The sequence below is a fragment of the Longimicrobium sp. genome, from assembly GCA_036389135.1.
Lineage (GTDB): Bacteria > Gemmatimonadota > Gemmatimonadetes > Longimicrobiales > Longimicrobiaceae > Longimicrobium.
This window is the reverse complement of sequence record DASVQP010000003.1, coordinates 74917-100322: the sequence shown is the minus strand read 5'-3', so window position 1 is coordinate 100322 and position 25406 is coordinate 74917. Positions and strand designations below refer to the sequence as shown.

Genomic DNA, 25406 nt, shown 5'->3' with positions numbered 1-25406 from the left:
CACGCTTCGCAGGGGCAAGCGCCGCGCCAGGAACGGCTTAGATGCCGCCCATCACCTCGCGAAGCGCCTCCACCCCCCGCGCGGGGTGGTTGGTGATCACGCCGCTGACTCCCGCGCGCAGCAGCTCGCGCAGCCGCCCAGGATCGTCCACCGTCCACACCACCGCGTCCAGCCCAGCGCCTTGCAGCTCGGCCAGCGCGGCGGGCGTGGCGGCGGAGTGGTGGAGGCACACGCCGCGGACCCCCAGCCGCCGCACCGTCCTCCGCGCAACGTCGTCCCAGCGCTCGGTGAGGAGGAAGCGCGCGGCGTGCGGCGCCAGCTCTCCCACTCGGGCCACTACGTCCGGCAGAAAGGACGAAAAGAAGGTGCGATCGAGGACACCCGCCGCCTCGATGCCCGCGATCGACGCCGCCTCCGCACCCGGCGACTTGATCTCGACGTTGAGCCATGCGCCGCTTTCCGCCGCCCACGCCGCCGCCTGCTCCAGCCGCGGCACCGGCTCGCCCCGCGAGCGCGCCGCCGACACCTCCGCCCACGACATCGCCGACACCGCGCCCTCGCGGTCGGTGGTGCGGTCCAGCGTCGCGTCGTGGATCACCACGGGCGTGCCGTCGCCCCCCGGCTGTACGTCCAGCTCCACCCCGTCTGCCCCCTCCTCGCGGGCCAGGCGGAAGGCGAGCAGCGTGTTCTCCGGCGCGCGCGCGGGGGAGCCGCGGTGGCCCAGCACCAGGGGACGGTCGGGAAAGATCATCGTGCTCGAGTGCGGGGGACGGCCGGCAAGTGCTTGGCGTGGTGGCCGGAAGAAACGGGCCGCGGGCGAGGGCGTGAAAGCGGCCACGGATCGCTATCCGATACTCCGCGCGTTCCCAACGGCGCGCCGCCGCTACCCCACTCGCAGCGACCCACAGCCTTTCCCGCCACGCGGCACCTCCCACACCAGCCAACCCCGCCCCGGATGCGCCATCAGCTAAAGTGTACGGAGTGAACGACCCTGCATACCTTTGGTGAAGAGGCGGTGCGCGACCGTGCGCCGCACATCTTTCACCAGGGGAGCGCCGGATATGAAGACGAGGCAATGGTTCCTGGCCGGGTTGCTGGTGCTGGCGGCGTGCGGCGAGAGCGCGACCGGCCCCGCGCCCGATGCGAATCCGCTGCGCGAGGGCGGCGGCCTGATGGGCTCGGGCACCGTCACCCCCCCGCCGCCCCCGCCCCCCTCCGACGGAACGACGCAGTCTGCCGCGAGCGACACGACGGTGGTCTGAACAGCGATCTCACACAGAGACACAGAGCCACAGAGAGAACTGCACAAGGTGTTGTTTGTGGCTTTCAGTTCCTTCTGTGCTCTCCGTGTGAGGCTGTTGTTGTCAAACTTCGAGCGTAGCCGTACTCAGCACCTCCGCCAGCTCGCTGGAGAGCGCGTCGGCGGCCGCGCCGGGTGCCGTGGACATGGAGCGCAGCGCCGGGCCCACGGGCTCGGCGCGGCGCAGCGCGTTCAGAATCGCCTCGGCGGCGTTGCGCTGCTCCGGCTCCTTGCGCTGCAGCGCCACCGTCAGCGCCTGCCCCGCCGCGATGTTGGCCCGGTCGCGGTCGCCGATCCCCGCGGCGCCGTGGGCCAGGTTCACCAGCGCCTCCGCCACCTTTTCCGTGTCCTCGCTGGAGTCGATCAGCTGCCAGGTGTCCGCCCACGCCTCGTTGTAGGTGAAGCGGTCGCCCACCCCGCCCGCGGCGCGCGCCACGCTGGAAAGCGCCAGGAGGCGGTGCGGCCGGTCCTCCACGTGCACGGCCACCGCCCGGAAGACGCGCAACGCCGGCGCGAAGTACCCCTGCAGCATCCAGAAGAAGGCTACGTCGTGCGCCAGCGCCACCACCCGCGGGTGGCGCCGCCCGTACGCGCGGAACGCCTTGCGCGCGAACGAGGTCACCTCCTCCGCGTTGCCGTTGCGGATGGCGATGCAGCACAGGTCGTGGAGCGCCAGCGGCTTGATGTTCCACAGCCCGTGCCGGCGCGCCGCCCGCAGCGCCACCATCAGCTTGTCGCGCGCGCCCGCGTAGTCGCCGCGCTGGATGAGGAGGTTGGCCCACCCGCAGTACGCCATCCCGTACGACTTCCAATCGTCGTTTCGCCGCGCCAGGCCGATGGTGCGGCGGTACCACGTCTCCGCCCGCCGGTACTGCGCCGCGCGCCGCGAGAGGTAACCCACCCAGTACGCCGCCTCCGCGTCGTGCGGCGACACCACCGCGGCCGCTTCGCCAAAGGCCAGCGCCGTGCGCCGGTACCCCGTCGAGATCGCCCAGCGCGAGACGGCCAGGCAGGTCTCCGTCAGCTCGGCGGCGTGCGCCGGCTCGCCGTCCAGCAGCCGCGCGATCGCCAGGAGCGGCGACTGCACCGCCCGCGCCTCGGGCACGGAGGCCAGCTCGATGCGGCGCCGGTCCGCCGCCCCGGGGGCGAAGAGGAGCGGATGCTCCTCCGGCTCCGTGGCCGACCACAAATCTACGTCGCGAAGGGATTGCCACAGGAGCAGCCCGAGCGCGTTGCGCAGCTCGTCGACCACGGCGAAGCCGTCGAAAGGCTCGTCCGTGTAGCGCAGCCCCGGCGGCACCACCCAGCGCCGGGACGGGCGGCGTGAGCGCTTAGATCCGGCTTCCCCCATCGTATCTCCGCATCCGGTTGTGAATCATGCTTCGTCGTGAAACAAACGATATAGAGTGAGCCAGCGCCGCACAACTGAACGGAGTGAACAGGTCCGGACGCTGGCCGGATGCATGCGCGGGCGTGACCAGCGGGACTGTGAGGCCACCGTTCAGCCCATCGTCCACTTGTTTTAGAGGTTCTTGCTTGAGCAAACGAACGCATGCGGAGGGTCTGCGGGTGCCCGTTGGTGCACGCGCGGAGGCGTAAACGGCGCGCGCACTCCGCAGGGCACCGCCCTTGCAACCCCGCCCGCGTCGTTCTCGCCCATCCACCTCCACACGCACGCGGCGAATGCCCCACTCGAACACCCTCGGCCCCGCGGTGGGCGAACTGGAAGCCCGCCTCGGCGCAGACCGCCTGGAGCGCGACGCGCTGTTGGGGCCGTTCACCACCTTCAAGATCGGCGGCCCGGCGGACATGCTCTACCGCGCGCTGACCCCGGACGAGCTCGCCCGGGCCGTGCTTGCCGCGCGCGAGCTGGAGATCCCCTTCTTCCTGCTGGGGATGGGAGCCAACATCCTGATCGGCGACCGGGGCTTCCGCGGGCTGGTGATCAAGAACGAGGTTGAGCACGTCGAATTCCTGGACGACAACCGCGTCAAGGCGGGGGGCGGGGCCAAGGTGTACCACGACCTGATCCAGGCGACCGTCGCGCGGGGCCTGGGGGGGCTGCATCACTTCGTAGGGATTCCCAGCACGGTGGGCGGAGCGGTCTGGCAGAACCTCCACTTCCTCTCGCCCGCGCCGGAGCGGGAGCGCACGGTGTTCATCGAGGAGGTGGTGGAGGGCGCCACCGTCCTCACCGAGGAAGGCGACGTGCGGGAGGTGGACTGCGCCTACTTCAACTTCGGCTACGACTACAGCATCCTGCACGACCGCAAGGATGTGGTGCTTGACGTCACCTTTCGCCTCGACCCCACCCCGCGCGAGGTGCTGCGCGACGTGATCCGCGAGAACCTGATGTGGCGCGACGACCGGCACCCGGACCTCTGGCTATACCCGAGCGCCGGCTCCGTCTTCCAGAAGATCGAGGGCGTAGGCGCGGGCCGCCTGATCGACCAGTGCGGGCTCAAGGGGCACGTGCTGGGGAGCGCGCAGATCTTCCACAAGCACGCCAACATCATGGTCAACCTGGGCGGCGCCACCTCCGATGACGTCCGGGGCCTGATCGACCTCGCGCAGGCGACGGTGAAGCGCGAACTGGGCTACGAGTTGAAGACGGAGATCGGGATGATCGGGGAGTTTTGACGGAAGTGCTTGAGTGCGCTCGGAGATCGTGATCCTCCGAGCATGAGCCAGCGAGGCCTATTCTTCATGAATGACCCACAGGCGCCTCAACACCCAGGATCGCCGGGTTCTATCGTAGTCGAGATCGGCAGCGCCGTGGTTCTCTTGCCCATCGTAGCGGTATGAGAACCGGACTTCGGTGTGACATGGTTCCAGAACGAGAAGCTTTGGACTCGAGTAGGCCTCAGCGGCTGCGACCATGCGCGCGCCGCCGGCGCTGTCCGCCGAGGCCGTTCGAGCCCGGCTCCGAAGATGCTCACGGGTCACTGCAGATGCATCCGCAAGTACTTGCTCTTCAAAGCGGAAGCCGCGTGGGTTCGTGGTGCAGGCGCCGGTGAGGATCACCAGGATCGCCGACCAGTTCATCATGCGCTTCTGTATATTCAATGCGAGCATCTGCTCCTCTCTCCGGCGGCCGCGAGCGTGATACCTGTACCCCCAGGCGCCTACGGCTCACCGCTGTTCATACCGCGCCGAGCGATCGTCTAATAGTAAATGTGTAGCCGATCAGTTCGTGCGCAACAACCGCCGCCAAGGGTACCTGAAAAGAACGGCCGATGCAGATGTTCTCCCGAAGGGCGCACGTCGGATCAATAATCCATTGGTGTCGTAAAATCAGCCGAACACTTCGATACGCCTCCGTCTGGTGCCGGGGTTCGCGTCCGCCACGCTCACCTGTGGCGGGGCGGGATCGCCGGCCAGCAACCCCGTGGCAACGCGCCCGACAGGCTGAACATCTTCTGTCTCTGCTTCATAGGTCGTCCTCGGTTTGGTCGGTGCCGCGAAAAGGGCCCCGCGCCCCGGCGCTCTGCCGGGTGGGGGCCCTTCTTGGATTGTGTGCTGACTACGCCAGGTGATGCCTACGGCTGGACTCCGGCCACGTGCTCCAGCCTGCGTGCGGCCTCGCCGGTGTAGGCGCCGGTGGGGTTCCACCGCTTCTGACGGCGTAGCCGAGCAGGAAGAGCAGCTCGAAGCCGTGCTCCATCCAGGCGTGCAGCTGCGCGGAGAGTTCGGGGCTGATCTCGTCCAGGCCGCTGGTGGAGAGGAGCGCCAGCAGGTAGCCGGCGGCGAGCGCGGCCAGGCGCGCGCGAATCGATTTCATGTTTCGTGTCCTCCGGAATGTGGGTTCGTGAAGCGGCGGAGGCCCGCTACCCGGGCGCTGTGCCGGGCGGGGCCTCCGCGGGCCTTATTTAACTTTTGATGCACGCGGCTGCGTGCGATCCGGGTGATCCGGGCGGGTGGGGGCACAAAGAAGGGCCCCGGTCCCGGGCGCTGTGCCGGGAGGAGGCCTTTGCCCCTCCGTGGCGTCAGCGAGCCTGGAGCGCTGCACGTGCCCTCGCCTACGTCCCCGTGCCGTGCGTGCTTAAGAGTGACTTGCGAGTCACTGTCCGTCGATATTATCGCAAGCTAACACGGGTACTCCGAGGTCGGTGGGCCCCAATCCGGTGTTGGCGCCGCTGCCAATTCAGACACTCGGGTTCACCGTTGCGGCTCCCGCATTACGTTGTTTACCTCCAATGCCGCAGCATGGAAGAAAGCTCGATAACTTCCTCTCACAGTACGTGGAGGTTGTCCAACTCCACCTTCAGTGTACCATCGGACTGCTCGACTAGCGTCAATTCCATGGTTAGGTCGGATCTACCCTCCTCCACGGTCCAGAGCGGCATGGTCACTGACCAGGTGCGTGACGACGCGGCGGTGACCTCAATGCTATCGAGCTGTTCGTAAGCCGTAGTTGGAGGAACGACAATAGTGCGTCCGTACTCCGCGACGGAACCGGCAATATCTTGCTTGCTCATCCGGGTGCCGGCCGTCATCGACTCAATCTCGGCGTAGTTCTCACTCGCGAGCAGGCCGACTAGCACTTCGACTGTTCTTTGAATGGCCGTTTTACTCATCGGGGGCGATTGCCTGGGATGCGGGTTGGTGTCGATGTCTGGACGCCGAGCGAATTGAAGTAGTGATCGGCCCGGACGATATTGGCGCGAGCCTCGTCGGCGCTCAACCCAGCGGTTCGCAGAGCACGGTACCCGATCCTCCGCTCTGCGCCATAAGTGCCCCCACCGGCACGCCGTTGTGCCTGAGTGGCGGCATGGTGTGGAGTGGTGACCGGATCGCCATCGGCAAAGCCGTAGGTGTTCAGCCCTCCGGCCAGGCCGATGGGGTCCTGCTGCGTGAACTGCCCGGTGCGCGGGTCATAGTAGCGGTTGCGCATGTACTGCAGACCCGACTGGTCCGCAGACCCGGTGATGAGGCTCCCGGCCCACCCTCCTGGCTTGGGGGAAGGGTCCATCGGCTTGCGGAAGGCGTTCCAGTGTGCGCCGGGCCAGTTGATCGCCACGTCGGGGCCGGCGATGCGCGCTCCGCGGTCGTGCCGGCCCAGCGCGGTCCGATGCGGCACGACGACGGTCGCGGTGTCGCCGGCGTGCCCCATGCGGATCAGGTCGAGCGGCGCATCGATCACCCCGCCGTGCGTGTAGCCGGCCCGGCCGTATGCGGCGGAGGATGGACTGTCCGTTGGGTGATCGCTTTCGTCCGGGCTGCGGACCTCGTAGAGCACCTGGTCGCCATCCCACACGTAGCGCGTGAGGTGCTGCATCTTCAGAGTCGCGCAGGCGGTGCACGCGGGTCGGGGCGGAAGCGTACCTCGATGCGGCGGCCCCAGCGCCTGTAGCGGTGCTCCTCCAATCCGCAAAACGGGTGGTGTGTCAACCATAGTAGTCGGGGAGCCCAGCCATCCGGCCAAGCTCCCCGTGCGTTGATCGACAGCCCCAATGTTTCCGCTGTAATGTCCTGTGGTTCTTTCCTAAGCTCGATACAGAAGGTACGCCAGAACCGCTTTCCCCGCTCCTACATCGTATGCCTCGATGAGCAGTCGCCAAGCGAACTCACTTGCGCGAGCCATGTCGGTTCCACAGTCCACAACAGTAGCCGGTCGGTCGCCGCTCCGCAAAGAAACAGAGCATCCCGTTTGGAAGGCGCACATGCGCACAGTATCGCGGTAAGGCTCGGACCAGGCTGCGACAGGGTACTCCAAATATACGCGCGCACCTGCCCGTTCTGTCTCACGTCGGTGAAACTGCAGCGACTCGGGACCACGCTCCACGCGAACGAAAATGTGGCCCCGCGGATCGGGGGTAGAAAGTAGCTCCTCCAACACGGGGTGGAGGGTCGCTGCGGAGGTGATCGGAATGCGACGTGGAATCATCATCCACGCGGCGAGCACTCCCAGCCCACTCAGTCCGAGCAGCCCAGCCAAAATGATCAGGACCCAGTTCATAGCAGCTACGCGTGTGGGTGAGCGAACCCTTCGATCAGGTGTAAATGTTCCTGTGCCGATATGGTGCGAACTGGTGCTCCCTAGAATCTCTCTTTGACCCTGTCGAAGAACTGGTATGCCGCCTGGCCAGTGATCTTGCCCCAGCGCAATGGAGCCGGATCGCGAAGGTCTACTGGCGTGTAGCCGCCCTGAGAAGCAGCATCCACGAATCCTTCGCCGAAGCCTCTGACAAACTGCGGCCCGGATTGCCGGGCAGTGCTCATCCCCCGCGAGAGGAGTCCGGGTGAACTAGCCGCCTCAATCGCAGTTGGCGTGGCACGTCCCGCCTGTTTGGCTGCCTGGCGGGCTGCGTACCGGGACGCCTGGCGCGAAATTGCGTACTTGCTTCCCTGGGCAGCCGGTCCAGCTCCAGCAGTGACGATGACCTCCGCTGCGCTCAACGGATCCTGATACCAGGACGCAGGCTCAATACCGCCCCCATTGCCTGGGCGGAATACCCCAGGACGCGGATTCGTGGGAGTGGGTTTGAAGCCACGAGGGATCGTATCGCCCAGCAAGCCGTAAGGATCACTATATGTGACTGGGTCACCATTGGCAAAGCCGTAGGTGTTGAGCCCTCCGGCCAAACCGATGGGGTCCTGCTGCGTGAACTGGCCGGTGCGCGCATCGTAGTAGCGATTGCGCATGTACTGCAGACCGGACTGGTCCGCGGCACCCGTGATCAGGCTTCCGGCCCACCCGCCCGGCTTGGGGTAAGGGTCCATCGGCTTGCGGAAGGCGTTCCACTGGGCGCCGGGCCAGTTGATCGCTACGTCGGGGCCGGCGATGCGCGCTCCGCGGTCGTGCTGGCCCAGCGCGGTCCGATGCGGCACGACGACGGTCGCGGTGTCGCCCGCATGTCCGATGCGGATCAGGTCGAGCGGCGCGTCGATCACCCCGCCGTGCGTGTAACCGACCCGGCCGTACGCAGCGGTGCTGGGCGAGTCTTGCGGGTGGTCGCTCTCGTCGGGGCTGCGCACCTCGTAGAGCACCTGGTCGCCGTCCCACACGTAGCGCGTGAGGTGCTGCATCTTCAGAGTCGCGCAGGCGGCGCATGCGGCTTCGGGACGGAATCGCACCGCAATGCGGCGGCCCAGCGCATCGTAGCGGTACTCCTCCAGGCCGCCGTACCGTTCGGGTGCGAGTACCACCTGCGGGTCACACTTGCCGAGCACGCGCTCGTACGCGGCCCAGCCCGGCTCGTAATCGTCCGGCGGCGTTCCCACGGCTTTGGTATCCGCGACCCAGGGGCAGGCGCGGCGATCCACGGCGCGGAGCTTGTCGCGCCCGTCGTAGAACGACATCGCCTGCTCGATGTTGAACTGGTTCGGCCCGCCCGAGACGCTCTCCGTCCAGAACTCGCTCCCGTTCGCGTCGGCGAAGGTGTCCGACTCGTCCATGTACTCGCCGGTGCCGCTGTCAGGGTAGAACGGATGGTGCCAACCCGTGGCGCGGCCGTTCTGCTCCAGCCCGTATTTCAGCGAGTCCTGGAACTTGTTGAATCCCTTCACCCGGTTCCCGAGCGCGTCGACGATGTACTTCCGCATCGACTTGTCGCTCGATGTCTCGTAGATCGGCTTCTCCTCCACGAGCGTGCCGAGCGCATCGTACCGGAACGACGGACCGCCACCCGGCATCCACACGCTGAGTAGTTTGGCGCGCGCGTCATAGCGCATGGTGTCGTTGCGGAACACCGAACCGCCCGCGGAGGCGTGGGTGCGGCTCCGCAGACGTCCGTCCGCGTCGTAGGTGAAGACCTCCCGGCTGCCGTCGGCCGGTATTGCGGTGCGCAGCCTCGCGGCCCGGTCGAAGTGGAAGGCGTGGCGGTGGCCGAACACGTTGACGACCGCCGCCAGTGCCCCCGTGCGGGGCGTGTACTCGTAGGTCGCGCGCGTCTTGGGAGCACCACTCTCCGCGCCGGGCGCGAGGTTGGCGGGGTACTCCAGCCAGCTGCGGCGGCCGTCCAGGTCGTAGCCGTAGCCGATTCCATACGCGTGCGCCGCGAAGGAGGCCGGATCGCCGGGAGAGCCGTCCCAGCTTCGCAGGTACGTGGAGTCCCACGCGATGCTGCCGTTCCGGTGGTAGCCGCGGCGGATCTTTGCATACGGGTTGTCCGCCATCACCAGGTTGCCGATCGAGTCGTACGCGAGCGTGTCCACCTCCACCGGGATCGGGTAGCCGTCGGTGAAGGCCGGGTAGCTCGCCGCCATGTGCCCGCTGGTACCGATTTCAGGGTTCTCCAGCGCCTCGGTCGATCGGCGGACGAGGCGATTCAGCACGTCGTAGCGCATGCTGACGACGGGGCCGCGCCGGGTCTGCACCGAGACCACGTTGCCGGCAGCATCGTAGCGGCGTTTCTCCGCGTGATTCGCCTCATTGAACTCGGCGGTGTCCCGCCCGGCGGCGTCGTACTCGAAGCGGCGGATGAACTGGGTCGGGTGGTCGGGCGAGAGCTGCGGCACGCCCCAGCGGCGTACGGTCCGCACCTGACCCCCCTCGGTGTACAGCGTCTCCACCCAGAGGGTACGCGCACCGGTGTAGCGGTCGCCGAGGGAAGGGCCGTAGGTGCGGGTCAGCGAGTCGCGGCCGGAGGCGTCGTACCAGGTGCGCGTGGCCACCCGCAGGCCGGGCGTCTGGGCGGCGTCGGTGGGCGTGAGGACGAGCGTGTCGCGCCCGAGCGCGTCGGAGTGGTATTCAGTGCGGAATCCGAGCGGGCTCACCACCGCGCTCAGGTTGCCACGGCCGTCGTACTCGTAGCGGGAGGGCTGCGTGGCGCCCGCTTCGGCAACGGATGCGGCAAGGCGCGTGACGGGGTCGTAGCCGTACGCCACCCGGGTCGAATCGACCTGCGACGCATCGGCCCCCGTCTGCTGCCACATCAGGTCACCCGATATGGAGTCGTAGCCGAAGCTGGCCAGCACGCCCTCGGGGCTCTCCGTCCGGATCACCACGTCCCACTTCGCGTCCCATGCGTAGCGCGTGGTGGCGTTGCGACCGTCACCATACGGCGAGAGCACGGTGCTGGAGTCCACACGCCCACGCGCGTCGTACCACGCACGTGATACGAGCCCGCCGGGCGACCGGCTTTCCGTCACGAGCACGGGGTAGCGGGCGTCGCCGTACGTCAGCACGGCTTGCTGGCCGAGGGGGTTCACCACGCGGCGCGGGGCGCCCCAGCGGTTCAGCCATAGGCGGGTGCTGTCGCCCACGTCGGTGCGCGGGCCGTCGATGAGGGCGTACGCGCGCGCCGTGTCCATCGCACCCGTTCCCGACGCGCTGGCGAGCCCCAGCCCTTCCACGGCCCGCAGGCGCATCACGATGCTGTCGGTGGTGTTCGGGTCGAGCCGCGCCCCCGCGATCAGTCCCGCATGATCGAAGCGGAAGTAGGTCGCCACGCCAGCCGGGTTCGCGCGAGAGGTGGGCACCAGTGCACGCGCGGCGTCCGCGTAGGCGAAGCGGATGCGTGAGCCGTCCGGATCACGGATGGAGTCCACACGCGCTCCCGTGCGGTGCAGGTGCGTGATCTGCCGCGCGCTCCCCGCGCCCGGCGACTCCATGCTCTCCAGCTTCCCGTCCACGGCGTACTGGAAGGAGAAGCCGCGCTCCGAGCGAGGAATGCTCACGGTGTCCACGCGCCCCGCGGAGTCGTAGCGAAACTCGGTGCGGTGCTGCAGGCGATTCACGGTGGCGATGTGGCGCCCAGTGGGATCGAACTCCACCTTGACGCCGCCACTCAGGATGCGCACCCACCTCTCGCCTTCACGCTTGATGCTGTCGGGGCGGTCCAGCGATGGCGCCCCCCACACGTCTCCGCCGCCGGCGTTGGTGTAGCGGCGCGTGCTGCCGTCGCCGCCCACCCAGAGCACGGGCTTGCCGAAGGGGTCCATCACCAGCCGCTCCAGCCCCGCCAGCCACCACCCGGCGCCGAACGCGCTCTCGCGGCGGTTGACCACCACCAGCTCTCCGCGGGCGGTGTCGGCGAGCAGGGTCTCGCCGTAGTGGGCGCGCACCTCCAGGGTGTAGCGGTACGGGCCGGTGGAGTCGCTGGCGGCGTCGTAGCCCACCGCGATGCGCACGGGGCCGGTGACGTCCGGCCAGGCACTCCCCCTCCACACCCCCTGCCCGCGCGGGGTGCCGTTGACCTTGAGGGTCGCCACCACGCGCGAGAGGCCGTCCTTGCCGCTGGGCAGCGTGACGTGCGCGGCCACGATGGGGTGCGGGCTCGCGTGCTGGCTGTTGTACAGGAGCACGGGTGCGCGGGCGCGATTGAGGGTGCGCACGGCGGGCAGCGCGTGGGCCAGGCGCAGGTCGCCGCACTCGGATGCGGCGCCGGGCGCGAGCGAGATGCTCAGGCAGAGGTCGCGCTCCACGCTGGTGCCGGGGTTGACCTCCGCCACGCTCACCTGCGGCGGCGCGGGATCGCCGGCCAGCAGCCCCGTGGCGAGCGCGCCTCCGGTGGCGAGCGCGGCCGCCAGGGTGAACATCTTCTGTCTCTGCTTCATGGGTCGTCCTCGGTTGGTCGGTGCCGCGAAAAGGGCCCCGCGCCCCGGCGCTCTGCCGGGTGGGGGCCCCTCTTGGCTTGTGTGCTGGTTTGCGCCGCGTGGCGTCTACGGCTGGACTCCGGCCACGTGCTCCAGCCTGCGTGCGGCCTCGCCGGTGTAGGCGCCGGTGGGGTTCCACCGCTTCTGCAGCCAGGGGTGGATGACAGCGTAGCCGAGCAGGAAGAGCAGCTCGAAGCCGTGCTCCACCCAGGCATGCACCTCGGCGGAAAGCTCGGGGCTGATCTCGGCCAGGCCGCTGGTGGTGAGGAGCGCCAGCAGGTAGCCGGCGGCGAGCGCGGCCAGGCGCGCGCGAATCGATTTCATGTTTCGTGTCCTCTGGAATGTGGGTTCGTGAAGCAGCGGAGGCCCCGCTCCCGGACGCTGTGCCGGGGGGGCCTCCACGGGCCTTCTTCATCTGTTGCGTACCGGGTAATCTGGACGGGTGGGGGCACAAAAAAGGGCCCCGGGCCCGGGCGCTGTGCCGGGAGGAGGCCTTTGCCGGCCGATGTCGGATTGTGGGGGCGCGCGGAGAGCTCCGCGCGGGGGCCTTACGCCTGGAGGGCGAAGGTCAGCGTCACCGGGGTGCCGAGCTCGGGCGTGTCCGCCTCGGCCACCTCGATGATGTGGCTGCCGAAGGGCATCGGCGTGGGGCCGCCCTCGGGGCCGCCGCTCTGCACGGTGCCCAGCTCCACCGTCACGGTATCCGCGTCCTTGCGGCGGATCCCGATCACTTCCAGCGTCTGCGTTGCCAGCGTCATCTCATCCTCCATCGGGGTGTGTGGACCGCGGCCACAAGGGACCGCGGCGGTGCGGCGCCTACGACTGCGCCGCGGGGGTTCGGTCGTCGATCAGCTCGCCCAGGGCCAGCAGCACCCAGGGCGCCACGTCGGGCCCCGGATCGCGGAAGTCCTCCGGGGTGAGCGGGTCCACCTGCACCTTGATGCGCGTGCGGCGGAGCGCCTCCAGCTCCGCTTGGAAGGCCGCGGGATCGGTGATCTCCACCGTACCCTGCTGCACCTCTCCCGAGGCGTCGCGGCCCGGCACGGGCTCGCCCTGCTCGTCGCGGCGCGCGTGGCGCTCCACGATGCCGCGCTCCAGCTCCGCCGCATCCTGCACGGCGGGCTCGATCTGCCGCGCCACCCGCCGCAGCGCGAGCCCCAGGCGGAAGGGGCGGCTCTCCTTCATCAGCTCCGCCAGCGCGCGCGACGCCTGGCCGAGCTCCTCGGTCGTCATCTCCATCGTATTCATCGCCCGTGTTGGTGTGAGTTCCTGGGCCCCCTGCGATCATGCGTCGCCTGCGTGCCGGTGGTCGCGTGGGCACACGGAGGTGGAAGGGGTGTCCCGTTACGCGCCCGGGCCGGGTCCTGGATCGAACGGCGCGACCTCGAATGTCGTGACGGTGTTACTGAAAGCGCTCCACTCCCCCGATCCGGCGTTGCTCTGGAAGCGGGCGCGCGCCTTGATCTTCGTCCCTGACTCGGGCCAGGAGCGGATTTCCGCCACCTCGTGCCTGCCGAGGCTCACCACCTCCAGGGAGTCGCCGGTCTCCGCATTCACGTACTCCACGATTCGAGACCATTCCCTCTTGTCCCCGTGGTCCTGATAGCTCTGGAGTGTCACCCGCGATTCGTTGGAGGTCAGAGCGTCCGGCGGGTTGAGTGTGAGCGTGGGCACGTCGGGTGTGTGCCACGGCCGCTCCATGTCACCGCCCTCGGTCACCCAGTTGTAGACCAGGACCGGATTGTCGAGACCGTTTGGATAGGTCGTTGTGATCGACACCAACCGATAGATGCGCCTTGCCGGACGTACGCCCGTCTCACCCTGCACCCATGCCCTGAGCAGGAGTCCCGCGTAGGCCGGCCCCGTTTGCACATAGACCCCGCTCATGCGACCAGGACGTACAGGGTTCCGACACGCGCAGCCGTACCCGCGTCCGGCGCCGCGGTGACGGTCTTGATGGCGGCAAGCTGGTTCCCGCCTTCATCGGTAAGGGAGGATCCGTACAGCATCGTGCCTCCGGGCCAGGTCCGCACCGCCCAGGCGCCCCCGCCGTGGAGAAGGCCGAAGCCGCTCGGATCGTGGTAGACGAAGCCCTTCCGCCCTCCGTCCATCCCGTAGAACTGCATTCCGCTCGCGGTTGTGGCGTACCAGTACGAATCGTCGGAGCTGAGCCGCACGGCGGCTCCGCTGCCGTAGATGGCGCCATATGTCTTGAAGTTGCCGGGGACCAGGAAGCTCTTGCCGTTGTAGACCCGCACCCAGGTAGCATCCTCCATGTTGATTCCGCCCCCATGCGTCTGGTTGTACCAACCATGGATGCCGTTCGTCCGGAGCCAGCCGCCCTGCGCGTACACGTCCCCCTGCACGTTCAGCTTGTACAGGGACGCCGGATCGCCGATGTTGACCGCCCCGGGCACACCGGCCTGGAGGTACAGGGCCGCGCCGTCCGGCCGCCGGATCGTCGAGCTGGATGCACCCACCCCCACGTCGATGTACGGCCCGAGCCGCGCGCCCCCCTTCGAGTAGATCCCGAGTGAGGGAACGCTCGGTGCGTCGCCGTAGGAATCGCTTACGAGCAGGCCACCGAAGCGGCCCTGGAGGGAGGAGCCGCCGCTGGTGAGGAACTGGGCGGCGCCGTTGGTGAGGTCGATGAAGGCGCCGTCGCCGCCATGGAAGCGATTGCCCGCCGCCCAGAAGCTGCTGCCCCGGTACTGCGCCCACGCACCGTTGTGGTCGACCAGGTCCAGCGCGCCCAACACCCCGTGCCGAAGGGTGACGGCGCTGAACAGGGAGCGGTGAAAGCCCACCGCCACCGCGCTGCCGTTCGTGGTGCGCAGCTCCAGGTGCCCGGTTCGGAAGTTCGGGTCCACCGTGTTCTTTTCTACCTCGAGCCGCTCGCTCATCACCCCTCCGGCGAGCGGCAGGTACGGGTGGGTATGCGCGGCGAGTGGATAGCGCCCATCGCTCTCCGCCTTCGTGTAGTAGCTCGCGAGCGCCCCGCCAAGGTTGAACGTGGCGACGCGGTTGGATACGGTCACCGTCGCGCCCTCGATCGCGAGAGTCTCGGCTGGCGTGGGACCCGTGTTCGCGTCCTTCACGCGCACTTCACCCGTGCCGCCCGCCGCAGCGGTGCGGATGCCGAACGACTGCTCGGCGATTCCCGTCACTTCTGTGCCATCGTCCTTGAATACTACCGTCCGCACGATCGTCTCGAACGTTGGGTCGAGAACGACGTCCTTCTCGTATACACCGGGCAGGGGCCGCCTGACGATGTCCGGCGGGTACGGCCCAAGCTCGCTGGAGCCGTTGTCGAGCACCCGGACGTAGAAGTAGACGTCGCGAACCACGTTCTGCTGATCGCCGACCCTCGCGATCACCGTTCCCATCGTGTTCCCCTGCTTCTTTGTGACGGTCACGGTAACGCTCATGCCACCACCTCCTCGCGGCGGAACCGGAGGCGCAGATCGCGCATCTGGATTCCTGGTTCGTATGACATGCGCATGGCTCTTCTCTCCCGTAAAGGGTTGCCGAGACACGGGATTCGTGTGTCGATCGGGGTGCTGCCGGCGAAGATCATCGCCGCGCCTCACCGGCGAAAAGGCCCCGGACCCGGGCGCTGTCCCCGGGCGGGGCCTTTCGACGGCCTCTGTGTTCCTGTCCCTTACGCGCGGCCGCGCCTCGTGGTGGACGGCGAGGCCCGCCGCGATGCTACGACGCCTTCTGGAACGCCTCCGCGCTCAGGTCGTACAGCGCGCCGCAGCCGCGGCGCTGGCACTGGTAGGTGCCCACGCGGATGGCCGGGTCGGTGCCCTCCAGGGCGTGTACCACGGCGGGGGTCACGCGCAGCGCCGGGCGGCTGGCGCAGCGCGGGCAGCTCGCCGCCACGCGCAGCAGCCGGCGGTCGGCGCCGTCCGGGGTGGGCGGGGGAACGGGCGCGGCGGGGCGCGGTGCCGGCCTGCGCGGCCCAGCGTTGGGGAAACCCTCGCGGTTCATGCACTGCCTCCTGTTTCCGGGGACGCGGGGCGGATGCGCGGATGCGCTCTGCCCTTGCGCTGCCGATTCGTCGTTCTCACTTTCCACACGATTCACCAGCATACCTCAACGTTTATCACGAATCCGGGGCCGTTCCGCCCGGATGTGCAGCCCAGAATGAGCGAAAAAGAACGCATCGCGGTCGGCTACCGGCTGCGGGTGCTGCGCGAGCGCCAGGGATGGGACCGCCTCCAGCTCGCGGAGAGGCTGGGGGTGCACTCCGGCTCCATCGCGCGCTGGGAGACCGGGGGCGCGGTGCCGCACGCCTACACCATGGAGCGCATCGCCGAGCTGTGCGGCGCCTCGTCGGATTGGATCCGCACGGGGCGCGGCGAGTCGCCGGTGCCGGGCGAGCCTGAGAGCGTGGAGCCAGAGCCCTCCGCCGCGGAGGACGTGTTCGCCTCGGCGGATGCCGTGGCGCGCTTCCTGGACGGCATCGCGCCGGCGGGGGAGGAGCGGCTCCGCAAGCTGGACGCGCTGGAGGGGCTGCGGCGGATGCTGACCGCGCGCGGTATCCTCCCCGGATGGTGGTACGAGCTGCGCGAGAGCGTGGAGGCCGGCCGGCTCTGAGAGCCTCGCTCCGCCGTGCGGTGGCGCTCACGTCTCCTTGCGGCGGCGGCGCGCCTCCAGCTCCAGCACCGTTTCCACGCGCACCAGCGAGTTCTCGATCTCGTGCACGGCCTCCAGCATGTCCTGCGCGCGATGCTGAAACTGCTCCACGATCTCCGCCTTGTTCACCTGCGACTGCTCGCCCAGCGCGGCCACCACCGTCTCCAGGCGGGCCACCGCCTTGCCGGCGGCGGAGGCCTCGAACTCGGCACGCTCGGCGCGGCGGCGCGTGTCCTCCAGCGCCACGGCGTTCTGAGTGCAGGAGGTCTGCGTTTCGTTCAGGCGGCGCCCCAGGCCGTCGATCTGCCCCTGGAGCGGCCCCTGCATGATCTTCCACACCGAGAGGATCACCGGGCCCGCGATGCTGAGCACCACCCCGAGCACCTTGAGAACGCCCTCCCAGTCGTTGGTGAAAAAGGGGAGGTTTTCCTGCGCGAGCATCGTCTGAAGAACGCGTGTCATGATCCCTCTATCCCTTTAGCGCGGCACCGGGCCGCGCGGTGTGGCGTCTACTTCACCATCGGCCGTCCCGCCTTCCAGCGCCGCCGCGAGCGAGCGGGGGAGGCCGGCGGCCGTGTGCGTCGTCTGCGTCGGGGGGCGCGGCGGGGCCCAGCGCCACGTGACGCGTGGCGACCTCGGCCACCACCTGCGCGCGGCTGAGCGAGCTTCCGGGGCACGTCTTGCCGGACATCTGGCTGTGGAAGCGGAGCGCCTCCGCGGGGAGCCCGAAGCGCCGCTGCACCCGCGCGATCACGTCCATCATCGCCGCGCGCTGAGCGCCCTGCAGCCGGTCGCGCCCGACGTCGAAGTTGCCGATCATCTCGATCATGAAGGGCCCGGCCCTGGCGCTCCCGTTGTGCCCGGCGGCGCTGGCGGGGGCCGCGTTCCAGTCGCGCCCCAGCCACAGCGTGCCGTCGGGCGCGATCGAGAGGTGCTGCGCGATGTCGCTCCACCCGTTCTCGCGGGTGTGGTAGCGCCACATCCCCACGATGGTGTCGTGCCCCCGGTACTCGGCGTGGTTCGGCCGCCAGGTGTGGTGAAGGTGCACCGTGTCGATGCGCCGCGTGAACACGAAGCGGCCCAGGAGATCGGCGAATCCGGCCGATCCCAGGGAGCGGAAGGGGGGTGGCATGGGACCTCCTGTTGCGGCCGCCTGCAGGATGGCGAACGGCACTGTGTTGGTGCGTTAGTGCGAGCGGGAAGGCACAGGGAACCTCTCGTTAGTCCTTTACTGTCCCCTCCGTGTCTCTGTGTAAAGCGCGGTCCGTTCTTCTTTCTCGTCGCCACGCCAGAGCCGAGTACGTGGCAGGTTCGTGAGCGCGTGCGCCAGCCAGCTCGGGAGGATGGAGCCGTTGCCGCGGCGCACGTTGGTTCGGGAAGCTCCGCCCGGCGGGGTGCCCGGCACCTCCGCGTTCGCGGAGTGTGCCGGGTGCATCGCTGCTACGCCGCGTTCCCCGCGGGGGCGATCTCCTCGTAGAAGCACGTGTCGCCCTCCAGCTGGTCGGCCGAGAAGCCGGGGATGTCCAGCGACTTCTCCCAGGCTTCGTCAAAGGTCACCGTCACCTTCTTCCTGGCCGCTCCCATGTCGGGAAGGTACTTGGTGATGCAGAACAGCGTCGGCCGGTCGTCCTCGAAGGCGGAGCGCTGGATGGTCAGGTCCTCCGGCACCTGCACGCCGCGGCGGGCGAGCTCTTGCCTGTTGATCAGCACGCTGCGCACGAAGTGCCCGCGCAGCGCCGTGGGAGTCGCGCTGAACTCCGCGAGCACCTTGCGGAAGGCCGGGGTGGCGATGAAGGCGGCGACGTCGTCGAGCGCCGCCCGGATGTTCTTGGCGAGCTGCTGTCCGTCGATCATGAGTCGTTTTCCTGGATGAGGGCGGATCTGGAACCGGAGCCGCATGCTCCGGAAAGGGTCCGGCGTCGCCGGTGCAGGCGCGGAGTGAGTCCCGCGCCTGCACCGGCGGCGTGAGGGTCGGCTAGGCGGTCGCCGCCGTGTTGCTCAGCGTAGCGCCCACCGACACGCACAACCCCATGCCGAAGGAGGCGCACACGGTGACGTCGCTGATGGTCCTGAGCTCGCCCGGCGTGCCGTCCTCGGCCGTGACGAACTCGGAGCTGATCACCGCCGAGTGCGGGTCCTCGAAGTAGCGGACCACCGAGCGCAGCTCGGGCTTCACCGGGATCCCCTGCTCCCGGAGCGCGTCCGGGTTCATGCGCTCGCGGATGAACTGCTTGCGGCTCTCCTCCGGCTCCCTCTCCAGCTGCTCCAGCAGCTCGGCGAACCGGGGGTGGCTGACCACCGTGTTGAGGTTCGTGGTGAGTTCGGCGATCTGTTCGTTGCTGGCCATGATGTGCCCCTGATGCCTGGGTGTGTGGTCCCCGCCGGGCTCGATTGCCCGCCGGGGTGCGAAGCCGATCTCCCAGGTGCACACGGCACCTCGAGCCTTGCTCCCCTCCCTGGCCTCACGATCGTTCTCCGGGCCCGGTCTTCTCCCGTGTTGCCGACCCCTCTTAAGGCATGCGGCATGCCGTTTCTGGCCGATTGTTTGTGGACGGCTGAAATCGGCACGGCGCCTGGACTTGACCACGCAATGTGGCCGCTGACATGGACGAGCCGGAGGGGTTATCCATGGGTTTTTACACTGTGTGCACGGTGTGTATACGCTCCCGCCGCGGGTACGGACGGAAAGAGGCGCGGAGAAGCACCTCTTCTCCGCGCCTCCGCACCGTCGTCCGGGCCCGTCGTCAGGATCTCTCCCTTTCGTCCTCACTCTCGATCTGAGGACTTAGCACACGCAGAGGCGCGGGAAAGAACAAAAGAGAAAAGCCTCACACAGAGCACACGGAGGGAACCGCAAGCCACAGAGGAAACCCCCTGGCTGTTCTCTCTGTGGCTCTGTGTGAGATCCTTGTTCCTCTCCTGCGTCTCTGCGCCTCTGCGTGAGACCAGCCGTTCAAAATGCACCCAGGTTTCCATTTGCCTGGCACTTGGCACTTGGCACTTGGCACTTTCAAGTGATCCGATGCCGATGGATCTTGCTCCACAGCGCCGACCTCGACATCCCCAGCCGCCGCGCCGCCCGGGTGCGGTTGCCGCCCTCCGCCTGGAGCGCCTCCACGATCATCCGCCGCTCCACCTCGGGATCGTCCGGAGCCACGTAGCGCTGCGGCGCCGCTGCCACCCCGGCCGCGGGCGCCGCCTCAACGCGGATCTCCTCCGGCAGGTGGTGCGGTGCGATGGGCTCCTGCTCGGCGTACACCACCGCCCGGCGCAGCGCGTTGTCCAGCTCGCGCACGTTGCCGGGCCATGGGTGCGCGCGGATCAGCTCCATCGCCTCGGGAGTCACCTCGGGGGTGGCGCCGCCGGTGCCGCGCCGCTCCAGCAGGTGCTGCACCAGCCCCGGCAGCTCGCGCTTCCGTTCGCGCAGCGGCGGCACGCGAAAGCGCAGCACGGCGATGCGGTGAAAGAGATCCTCACGGAACTGCTTGCCCGCCACCATCGCCACCAGGTCGGCGTTGGTGGCCGTCACCACGCGCACGTCCACGGGGGTGTCGTGCGTGGCGCCCAGCCTTCGCACCCGCCGCTCCTCCAACACGGAGAGGAGCTTGGGCTGCACCGACAGCGGCAGCTCGCCCACCTCGTCCAGGAAGAGCGTGCCGCCGTTCGCCGCCTCGAACGCCCCCTCGCGCGACTCTTTGGCGTCCGTGAATGCGCCGCGCACGTGCCCGAACATCTCCCGCTCAAAGAGAGTGTCCGGAATGGCGCCGCAGTTGACGTGGTGGAAGGGCCCGCGTGCGCGCGCGCTCAGCCGGTGAATCACCGCCGCCAGGTGCGACTTCCCCGAGCCCGTCTCGCCCAGCAGCAGCACGGGCTCGTCGTTCCTCGCCGCCCTGCGCGCGAAGTCCAGCGTAGCGGCCGACATCGAGGCAGGCACGCCCGCATCCTCATCATTCCGTGCCCCCCGCCGATCCGTTCCGCCCATGAGTACCCTCCGCGTGACCCGCCCCGGACATCGGGAAGCAGTGCACCAAAATAACCCGAACATATACCGAAAACAAGCGGCGCCAGAGCAGCGAGCGAAGCGCCCGCCATCGAGTACGATGACGGGCGCGGAGGGCTCGTAAAACCGTCACACAGAGACACTGAGGGAACGGCGAAGGCACAGAGAACCACTTATTTGTTCTTTCAGTTCACTCTGTGGCTCTGTGTGAGGCCATCTGTTCTCTTTGTTCTCTCAATTCGGCGCGGCCTCCACGATCATCACGAAGCCCATGGCGCCGGCGGCGCACACGCTGATCATCCCGAACTGCTCGCCGCGCCGGCGCAGCTCGTTGAGCAGCGTAACCGTGATGCGCCCGCCCGTGGCGCCGAACGGGTGCCCGATGGCGATGGAGCCGCCCATCACGTTGATGCGGTCCTCGGGCGGAATGCCGATCGCCTTGTCGCGCCCCAGCCGCTCGCGCGCGATCTTGTCCGAGTCGAACCACTGCAGGTTGGAGAGCACCTGCGCCGCGAACGCCTCGTGGATCTCCAGCAGGGCGATGTCCTTGATGGTGAGCCCCGCGCGGTCCAGCGCCACCGGCGCCGCGTACACGGGCCCCTGCAGCAGCTGGTCGTTGGGGGCCAGCGCGGCGTACGCGTAGCTGCGGATGAAGCCCAGCGGCTTGTACCCCAGCGCGGCCGCCTTCTCCTCGCTCATCAGCAGCACCGCCGAAGCCCCGTCCGTCAGCGGCGACGCGTTGCCGGCCGTCACCGTGCCGTAGCGCTTGTCGAACACCGGCCGCAGCGACGACAGCTTCTCCAGCGAAGTGTCCGCGCGGATGCCGTTGTCCTCCTGCAGCACCTTGTCGTACTTCGGGGGGATGTACGCCGGCGCGATCTCGGCCGTCAGCCGCCCGTCCGCCGTCGCCGCGGCGGCCAGCTGGTGAGAGCGCAGCGCCCAGCGGTCCTGCTCCTCGCGCGTGATCCCGTTCTGCTGCGCCATCTGCTCGGCCGACTCGCCCATCGTCATCCCCGTCGTCGGCTCGGCGATGGCGGGGGTGACCGGCCCCAGGTGCTTGGGGCGCAGCGTGGCGAACGCCTTCAGCCGCTCCGGCAGGGTGCGGGCCTTGGACGCCCTCACCAGCGCGTTGCGGAACTCGGGGGAGAAGAGGATCGGCACGTCGGTCAGCGACTCCGCGCCGCCGGCGATCACCACGTCCGCCATCCCCAGCCCGATCTGCTCCGCCGCCGAGGTGATCGCCTGGTTGGACGACGCGCAGGCGCGCCCCACCGTGAACGACGGCACCCGCGGCGGAATCCCCGAGCCGAGCGTGACCTCGCGCGCGATGTTCGGCTCCTTCACCGACTGGATGACGGTGCCGTACACCACGTGGTCGATCAGCTCCACGTCCAGCTCGGTGCGCGACAGCAGCTCGCGCACGGCGATCTTGCCGAGCTGGGTGGAGGTCATGTCCCTGAAGTCGCTCCCCGACTTCGCAAAGGGCGTCCGGCACCCGTCGATGATGGCGACCCTGCGCCCGATTCCGTTCATCCGAATCCCCTCATTCAGGTGGAGCCCCGCGGAACCCCGCAATCTTTCCCTGAACTCCGCTCATAACAAGGGGAACTGGAAAGCATCACACGGAGGGCACAGAGGGGAACTAACCCTTTCGCGGTTCTTCCTCTGTGTCTCCGTGTCTCTGCGTGAGCCAAGCGGTTGCGGTTCCCCTGCCAATCTCCGCGAGCGAATGTTCTTGTCTCGCAGTTCCGTTCAGGCTAATTTACCCCTCGCTGCTCCGGGATCGTGTCGCACAGATTCCAGCAGCAGACCGCTCTCCGTTCCAGTCCCACACGCAATCCCGTAGTCCGCCACCCCCCGTTGCCCCGCGTCCCGGCCCAGCGGGCGCGCACTCATCTTTTCCCGGACGGCCCTTGATGACGAAGCACCCTTGGCTCCGCACGCTCGCCCCCGTTCTCGCGGCCGCGGCGTTCGCAGCCTGCGACCGCCCGGCCACCGGCCCGGCAGGCTCCGCCCGCGCGCCCGGAGACCTGGCGCCGATGCACTCCGCGGGCCCCTCGGCGATCCCCGGCCGCTACGTCGTGGTGCTGGAGAACGGCGTCGCCAGCCCGGCCTCCGTGAGCCGCGAGATGGTGGCGGCGCACGGCGGGCGTCTCCACTACAGCTACGAGACCGCGCTCAAGGGCTTTGCGGCAAGCCTGAGCCCCGCCGCGGTGGATCAGCTGCGGCGCAATCCGCAGGTCAAGTACGTGGCGGAGGACGGCTGGGTCACACCCGACGAGACGCAGCAGAACAACGCGACGTGGGGGCTCGACCGCATCGACCAGCGCGCCCTGCCCCTGAGCACCACGTTCAGCTACACGCCCAGCGGCAACGGCGTAAAGGTGTACGTGATCGACACCGGCATCCGCACCACGCACACCGAGTTCAACGGCCGCGCCAGCGTGGGCGCCGACTTCGTGGGCGACGGGCGCAACGGCCAGGACTGCCACGGCCACGGCACGCACGTGGCCGGTACCATTGCGGGCAGCACGTACGGCGTGGCCAAGAACGCCAGCGTCGTCGCCGTGCGCGTCTTCGGGTGCACGGGCGGGACGGCGACCTCCACCGTCATCGCGGCCGTCGACTGGGTGACGGCCAACGCGCAGAAGCCGGCCGTGGCGAACATGTCGCTGGGCGGGAGCGTGCACGCCCCAATGAACGACGCGGTAGCCGCGTCCATCGCCTCGGGCGTCGTCTACGCCGTCGCGGCCGGCAACGAGAACACGGATGCCTGCTCGCGCTCGCCGGCAAGCACCCCCACCGCCCTCACGGTCGCGTCGTCGACCTCCACCGACGCCCGCTCGTCGTTTTCCAACTGGGGGAACTGCGTCGACCTCTTCGCACCGGGTTCGAGCATCACCAGCGCGTGGGCCACGGGTGACGCTGCCATCAGCACCATCAGCGGCACCTCCATGGCGGCGCCGCACGTGGCGGGCGTGGCGGCGGCGTACCTGGAGGACCACCCCACCGCCACCCCCGCCACGGTGGCCCAGGCGATCCTCAGCTCCGGCACCGTCGGCGCGATCGGCGACGCGGCCGGCTCGCCCAACACCCTGCTGTATTCCAGGCTCACGCCGCCCGCGCCGCCCGTGCCGGCGCCCGCGATCGTGCTGAACAAGTCGTCGCTCAGCTTTACCTTCCTGCGCACCCAGGGCACCGCGGCCGCCGCTCCGGCCGAGAACACCCCCGATCAGCGGTTCACGGCCTCCGGGGGCGGCGCGCCCAGGCAGGCCGCGGAGGATGCCGGCGCCATCCACGCCGCTACGCTCGCCGAATCCACGGCGTCGCTGCCCATCATCCTCAGCAACGGCGGGACGCTGGATCTGAACTGGAACGCGTCGAGCGACCGCCCGTGGCTGGCGGTCGCCCCCGGCGCGGGGATACTCACGCCCGGCTCGTCCTCCACCCTGGACGCGACCGTGTCCAGCGCCTCCCTCGCACCGGGCAGCTACACCGGAACCCTGACGGTGCGGGACACGGCCGCGGGAATCCCATCGCGCTACGTGGGCGTCACGGTGCGGGTGACCGACGTGTTGCCGCTGCAGTCCGGGACGCCGCGGACCAACCTTTCGGGCGCCTACGGAAGCGAGACGTTCTACGCCGTCACCGTGCCGAATGGCGCTACGAGCCTTTCCGTCACGATCAGCGGCGGCACGGGTGACGCCGACCTGTACGTGCGGTACGCCGAGCCTCCGACGCTGTCCGCGTACAACTGCCGGCCGTACCTCAACGGGAACGCCGAACGCTGCGACCTCTCGATGCCTGCCCCGGGCACGTACTACGTCATGCTTCGCGGGTGGTCGTCGTACTCCGGCGTGACGCTGGCGGCCAACGTCACCGTGCCCGCGCCGCCACTGGCCCCCACCAACCTCGCCGCCGCCATCGCGGGGCCGACCTCGGTGGGGCTGACCTGGACCGACCGCTCCAGCAACGAGATGGCCTTTTCGCTCACGCGCCGCGTGATGACGGGCGACACCACCTGGAGCGGGTGGCAGTACGTGTCCTCCCCGGCGGCGAACACCACGGCCATCGCCGACAGCGCGCTCGCCCCCGGCGGCACCTACCAGTACCGCATCAGCGCGTGCAACGGGTCGGGCTGTTCGTCGGTTTCGCAGAGCTCGCCGGTGACGCTCAGCGCTCCCGCCGCTCCCACGGGCGCGGCCGCTGCGGCCGTGGCGGCCAACCGCATCCAGGTGACGTGGACCGACGCCAGCACCACTGAGACCTCGTTCACCCTCGCGCGCCGCCTGGTGAACCCGGACCGTTCGCTGGGACCGCCGCAGCCCATCGGCGCGGTGCCGGCCAACACGACGGTGTTCGCGGACAGCACCGTCACGCCGGGCCAGACGTACCGCTATCAGGTCCGCGCCTGCAACCCGGCCGGCTGCTCCGCCGTGGCGGCGACTCCGAACGTCACCGCCCCCACCATCCCGCCGCCGCCCACGAACGTCGCGGCCCTGGCGACCTCGGGCACCGGGGTACAGGTGACCTGGACCGACGCCAGCACCAACGAGACCTCGTTCACCGTCGCGCGCCGCATGATGAACCCGGACGGTTCCCTGGGAACGTCGCAGACCCTCGGCAGGCTCGCAGCGGGCGCGGTGAGCTTCGCGGATGGCACCGTCACCGCCGGCCAGACGTACCGGTACTTCGTCCGCGCCTGCAACGTCGCCGGCTGCTCCGCACCGGGGGCCAGCGCCAACGTGGCCATCCCGATTCCCTGACCCACGCCGGCAGTGACGAACACAAAGCCGCCCCCGCACCCGGTCTCGGGTGTGGGGGCGGCTTCGTGCACGGCGGGACTACTCGGACGCGCGCTTCTCCGCCTCGGCCAGCGCATCCCAGCCGAGCATGGCGCACTTGACGCGGCGTGCGAGGTTGGGG

23 protein-coding genes are annotated in these 25406 nt (G+C 68.9%); 4 read left to right on the top strand and 19 right to left on the bottom strand.

Annotated elements, in window-relative coordinates; translation table 11 throughout:
- Positions 1-37: 37 nt before the first annotated feature.
- Positions 38-751, bottom strand: coding sequence for a glycerophosphodiester phosphodiesterase family protein (locus tag VF584_01360; protein HEX8208804.1), 714 nt, complete (start codon positions 749-751; stop codon positions 38-40).
- Between the two features lie 310 nt (positions 752-1061).
- Here VF584_01360 and VF584_01355 point away from each other — a divergent pair, with 310 nt between their 5' ends.
- The gene (locus tag VF584_01355; protein HEX8208803.1) at positions 1062-1262 is read left to right on the top strand and encodes a hypothetical protein; all 201 of its coding nucleotides are present in this window, start codon (positions 1062-1064) and stop codon (positions 1260-1262) included.
- A 102-nt stretch (positions 1263-1364) separates the two neighbouring features.
- On the opposite strand, the gene VF584_01350 is transcribed toward VF584_01355, so the two are convergent.
- Entirely contained in the window at positions 1365-2651 is a 1287-nt protein-coding gene (locus tag VF584_01350) for a hypothetical protein (GenBank protein ID HEX8208802.1), read from the bottom strand.
- Between the two features lie 332 nt (positions 2652-2983).
- Between VF584_01350 and murB the strand changes: the two genes are divergently transcribed.
- Positions 2984-3940: a UDP-N-acetylmuramate dehydrogenase gene (gene murB / locus VF584_01345; GenBank protein HEX8208801.1), complete on the top strand. Its 957-nt coding sequence runs from the start codon at positions 2984-2986 to the stop codon at positions 3938-3940.
- 57 nt (positions 3941-3997) lie between these two features.
- Here murB and VF584_01340 read toward each other — a convergent pair whose 3' ends face one another.
- From VF584_01340 to VF584_01290, 11 genes are all read right to left on the bottom strand, one after another.
- Positions 3998-4375, bottom strand: a complete 378-nt coding sequence (locus VF584_01340) for a hypothetical protein (protein HEX8208800.1) — start codon at positions 4373-4375, stop codon at positions 3998-4000.
- Between the two features lie 448 nt (positions 4376-4823).
- Positions 4824-5081, bottom strand: a complete 258-nt coding sequence (locus tag VF584_01335; protein ID HEX8208799.1) for a hypothetical protein — start codon at positions 5079-5081, stop codon at positions 4824-4826.
- A 451-nt stretch (positions 5082-5532) separates the two neighbouring features.
- Positions 5533-5877 (bottom strand): hypothetical protein, encoded by a 345-nt coding sequence (locus tag VF584_01330; GenBank protein HEX8208798.1) that lies wholly within the window; start codon positions 5875-5877, stop codon positions 5533-5535.
- Positions 5874-6578, bottom strand: a complete 705-nt coding sequence (locus VF584_01325) for an RHS repeat-associated core domain-containing protein (GenBank protein HEX8208797.1) — start codon at positions 6576-6578, stop codon at positions 5874-5876. Before VF584_01325 ends, VF584_01330 begins: the two co-directional genes overlap by 4 nt.
- A 761-nt stretch (positions 6579-7339) precedes the next feature.
- Positions 7340-11800, bottom strand: a complete 4461-nt coding sequence (locus tag VF584_01320; protein HEX8208796.1) for an RHS repeat-associated core domain-containing protein — start codon at positions 11798-11800, stop codon at positions 7340-7342.
- Between the two features lie 105 nt (positions 11801-11905).
- Positions 11906-12163, bottom strand: a complete 258-nt coding sequence (locus VF584_01315; GenBank protein HEX8208795.1) for a hypothetical protein — start codon at positions 12161-12163, stop codon at positions 11906-11908.
- A 224-nt stretch (positions 12164-12387) separates the two neighbouring features.
- Positions 12388-12597, bottom strand: a complete 210-nt coding sequence (locus VF584_01310; GenBank protein HEX8208794.1) for a hypothetical protein — start codon at positions 12595-12597, stop codon at positions 12388-12390.
- A 58-nt stretch (positions 12598-12655) separates the two neighbouring features.
- Positions 12656-13078 carry a hypothetical protein gene (locus VF584_01305; protein ID HEX8208793.1) on the bottom strand — a complete coding sequence of 141 codons (423 nt, stop codon included), beginning with the start codon at positions 13076-13078 and terminating at the stop codon, positions 12656-12658.
- A gap of 105 nt (positions 13079-13183) precedes the next feature.
- Positions 13184-13726 (bottom strand): hypothetical protein, encoded by a 543-nt coding sequence (locus VF584_01300; protein HEX8208792.1) that lies wholly within the window; start codon positions 13724-13726, stop codon positions 13184-13186.
- A complete protein-coding gene (gene pilV / locus VF584_01295; GenBank protein ID HEX8208791.1) occupies positions 13723-15267 on the bottom strand; it encodes a shufflon system plasmid conjugative transfer pilus tip adhesin PilV in 1545 nt (514 codons plus the stop codon). The genes VF584_01300 and pilV overlap by 4 nt, the downstream gene beginning before the upstream one ends.
- Before the next feature lie 280 nt (positions 15268-15547).
- Positions 15548-15832, bottom strand: coding sequence for a hypothetical protein (locus VF584_01290; protein ID HEX8208790.1), 285 nt, complete (start codon positions 15830-15832; stop codon positions 15548-15550).
- A 156-nt stretch (positions 15833-15988) separates the two neighbouring features.
- On the opposite strand from VF584_01290, the gene VF584_01285 reads away from it, so the two are divergent.
- Entirely contained in the window at positions 15989-16441 is a 453-nt protein-coding gene (locus tag VF584_01285) for a helix-turn-helix transcriptional regulator (protein HEX8208789.1), read from the top strand.
- A 27-nt stretch (positions 16442-16468) separates the two neighbouring features.
- On the opposite strand, the gene VF584_01280 is transcribed toward VF584_01285, so the two are convergent.
- The 6 genes from VF584_01280 to fadI all read right to left on the bottom strand — a co-directional run bounded on the left by VF584_01280 (position 16469) and on the right by fadI (position 22013).
- Positions 16469-16942: a hypothetical protein gene (locus VF584_01280; protein HEX8208788.1), complete on the bottom strand. Its 474-nt coding sequence runs from the start codon at positions 16940-16942 to the stop codon at positions 16469-16471.
- A 52-nt stretch (positions 16943-16994) separates the two neighbouring features.
- Entirely contained in the window at positions 16995-17612 is a 618-nt protein-coding gene (locus VF584_01275) for a peptidoglycan recognition family protein (protein ID HEX8208787.1), read from the bottom strand.
- A 308-nt stretch (positions 17613-17920) separates the two neighbouring features.
- Positions 17921-18334 carry a hypothetical protein gene (locus VF584_01270; protein HEX8208786.1) on the bottom strand — a complete coding sequence of 138 codons (414 nt, stop codon included), beginning with the start codon at positions 18332-18334 and terminating at the stop codon, positions 17921-17923.
- A gap of 121 nt (positions 18335-18455) precedes the next feature.
- On the bottom strand, positions 18456-18827 hold the full coding sequence (locus VF584_01265; protein HEX8208785.1) for a hypothetical protein: 372 nt from the start codon (positions 18825-18827) through the stop codon (positions 18456-18458).
- A 663-nt stretch (positions 18828-19490) separates the two neighbouring features.
- On the bottom strand, positions 19491-20414 hold the full coding sequence (locus VF584_01260; protein HEX8208784.1) for a sigma 54-interacting transcriptional regulator: 924 nt from the start codon (positions 20412-20414) through the stop codon (positions 19491-19493).
- A 300-nt stretch (positions 20415-20714) separates the two neighbouring features.
- Entirely contained in the window at positions 20715-22013 is a 1299-nt protein-coding gene (gene fadI / locus VF584_01255; protein HEX8208783.1) for an acetyl-CoA C-acyltransferase FadI, read from the bottom strand.
- 383 nt (positions 22014-22396) lie between these two features.
- Here fadI and VF584_01250 point away from each other — a divergent pair, with 383 nt between their 5' ends.
- On the top strand, positions 22397-25246 hold the full coding sequence (locus tag VF584_01250; GenBank protein HEX8208782.1) for a S8 family serine peptidase: 2850 nt from the start codon (positions 22397-22399) through the stop codon (positions 25244-25246).
- The last annotated feature ends 160 nt before the right edge of the window (positions 25247-25406 follow it).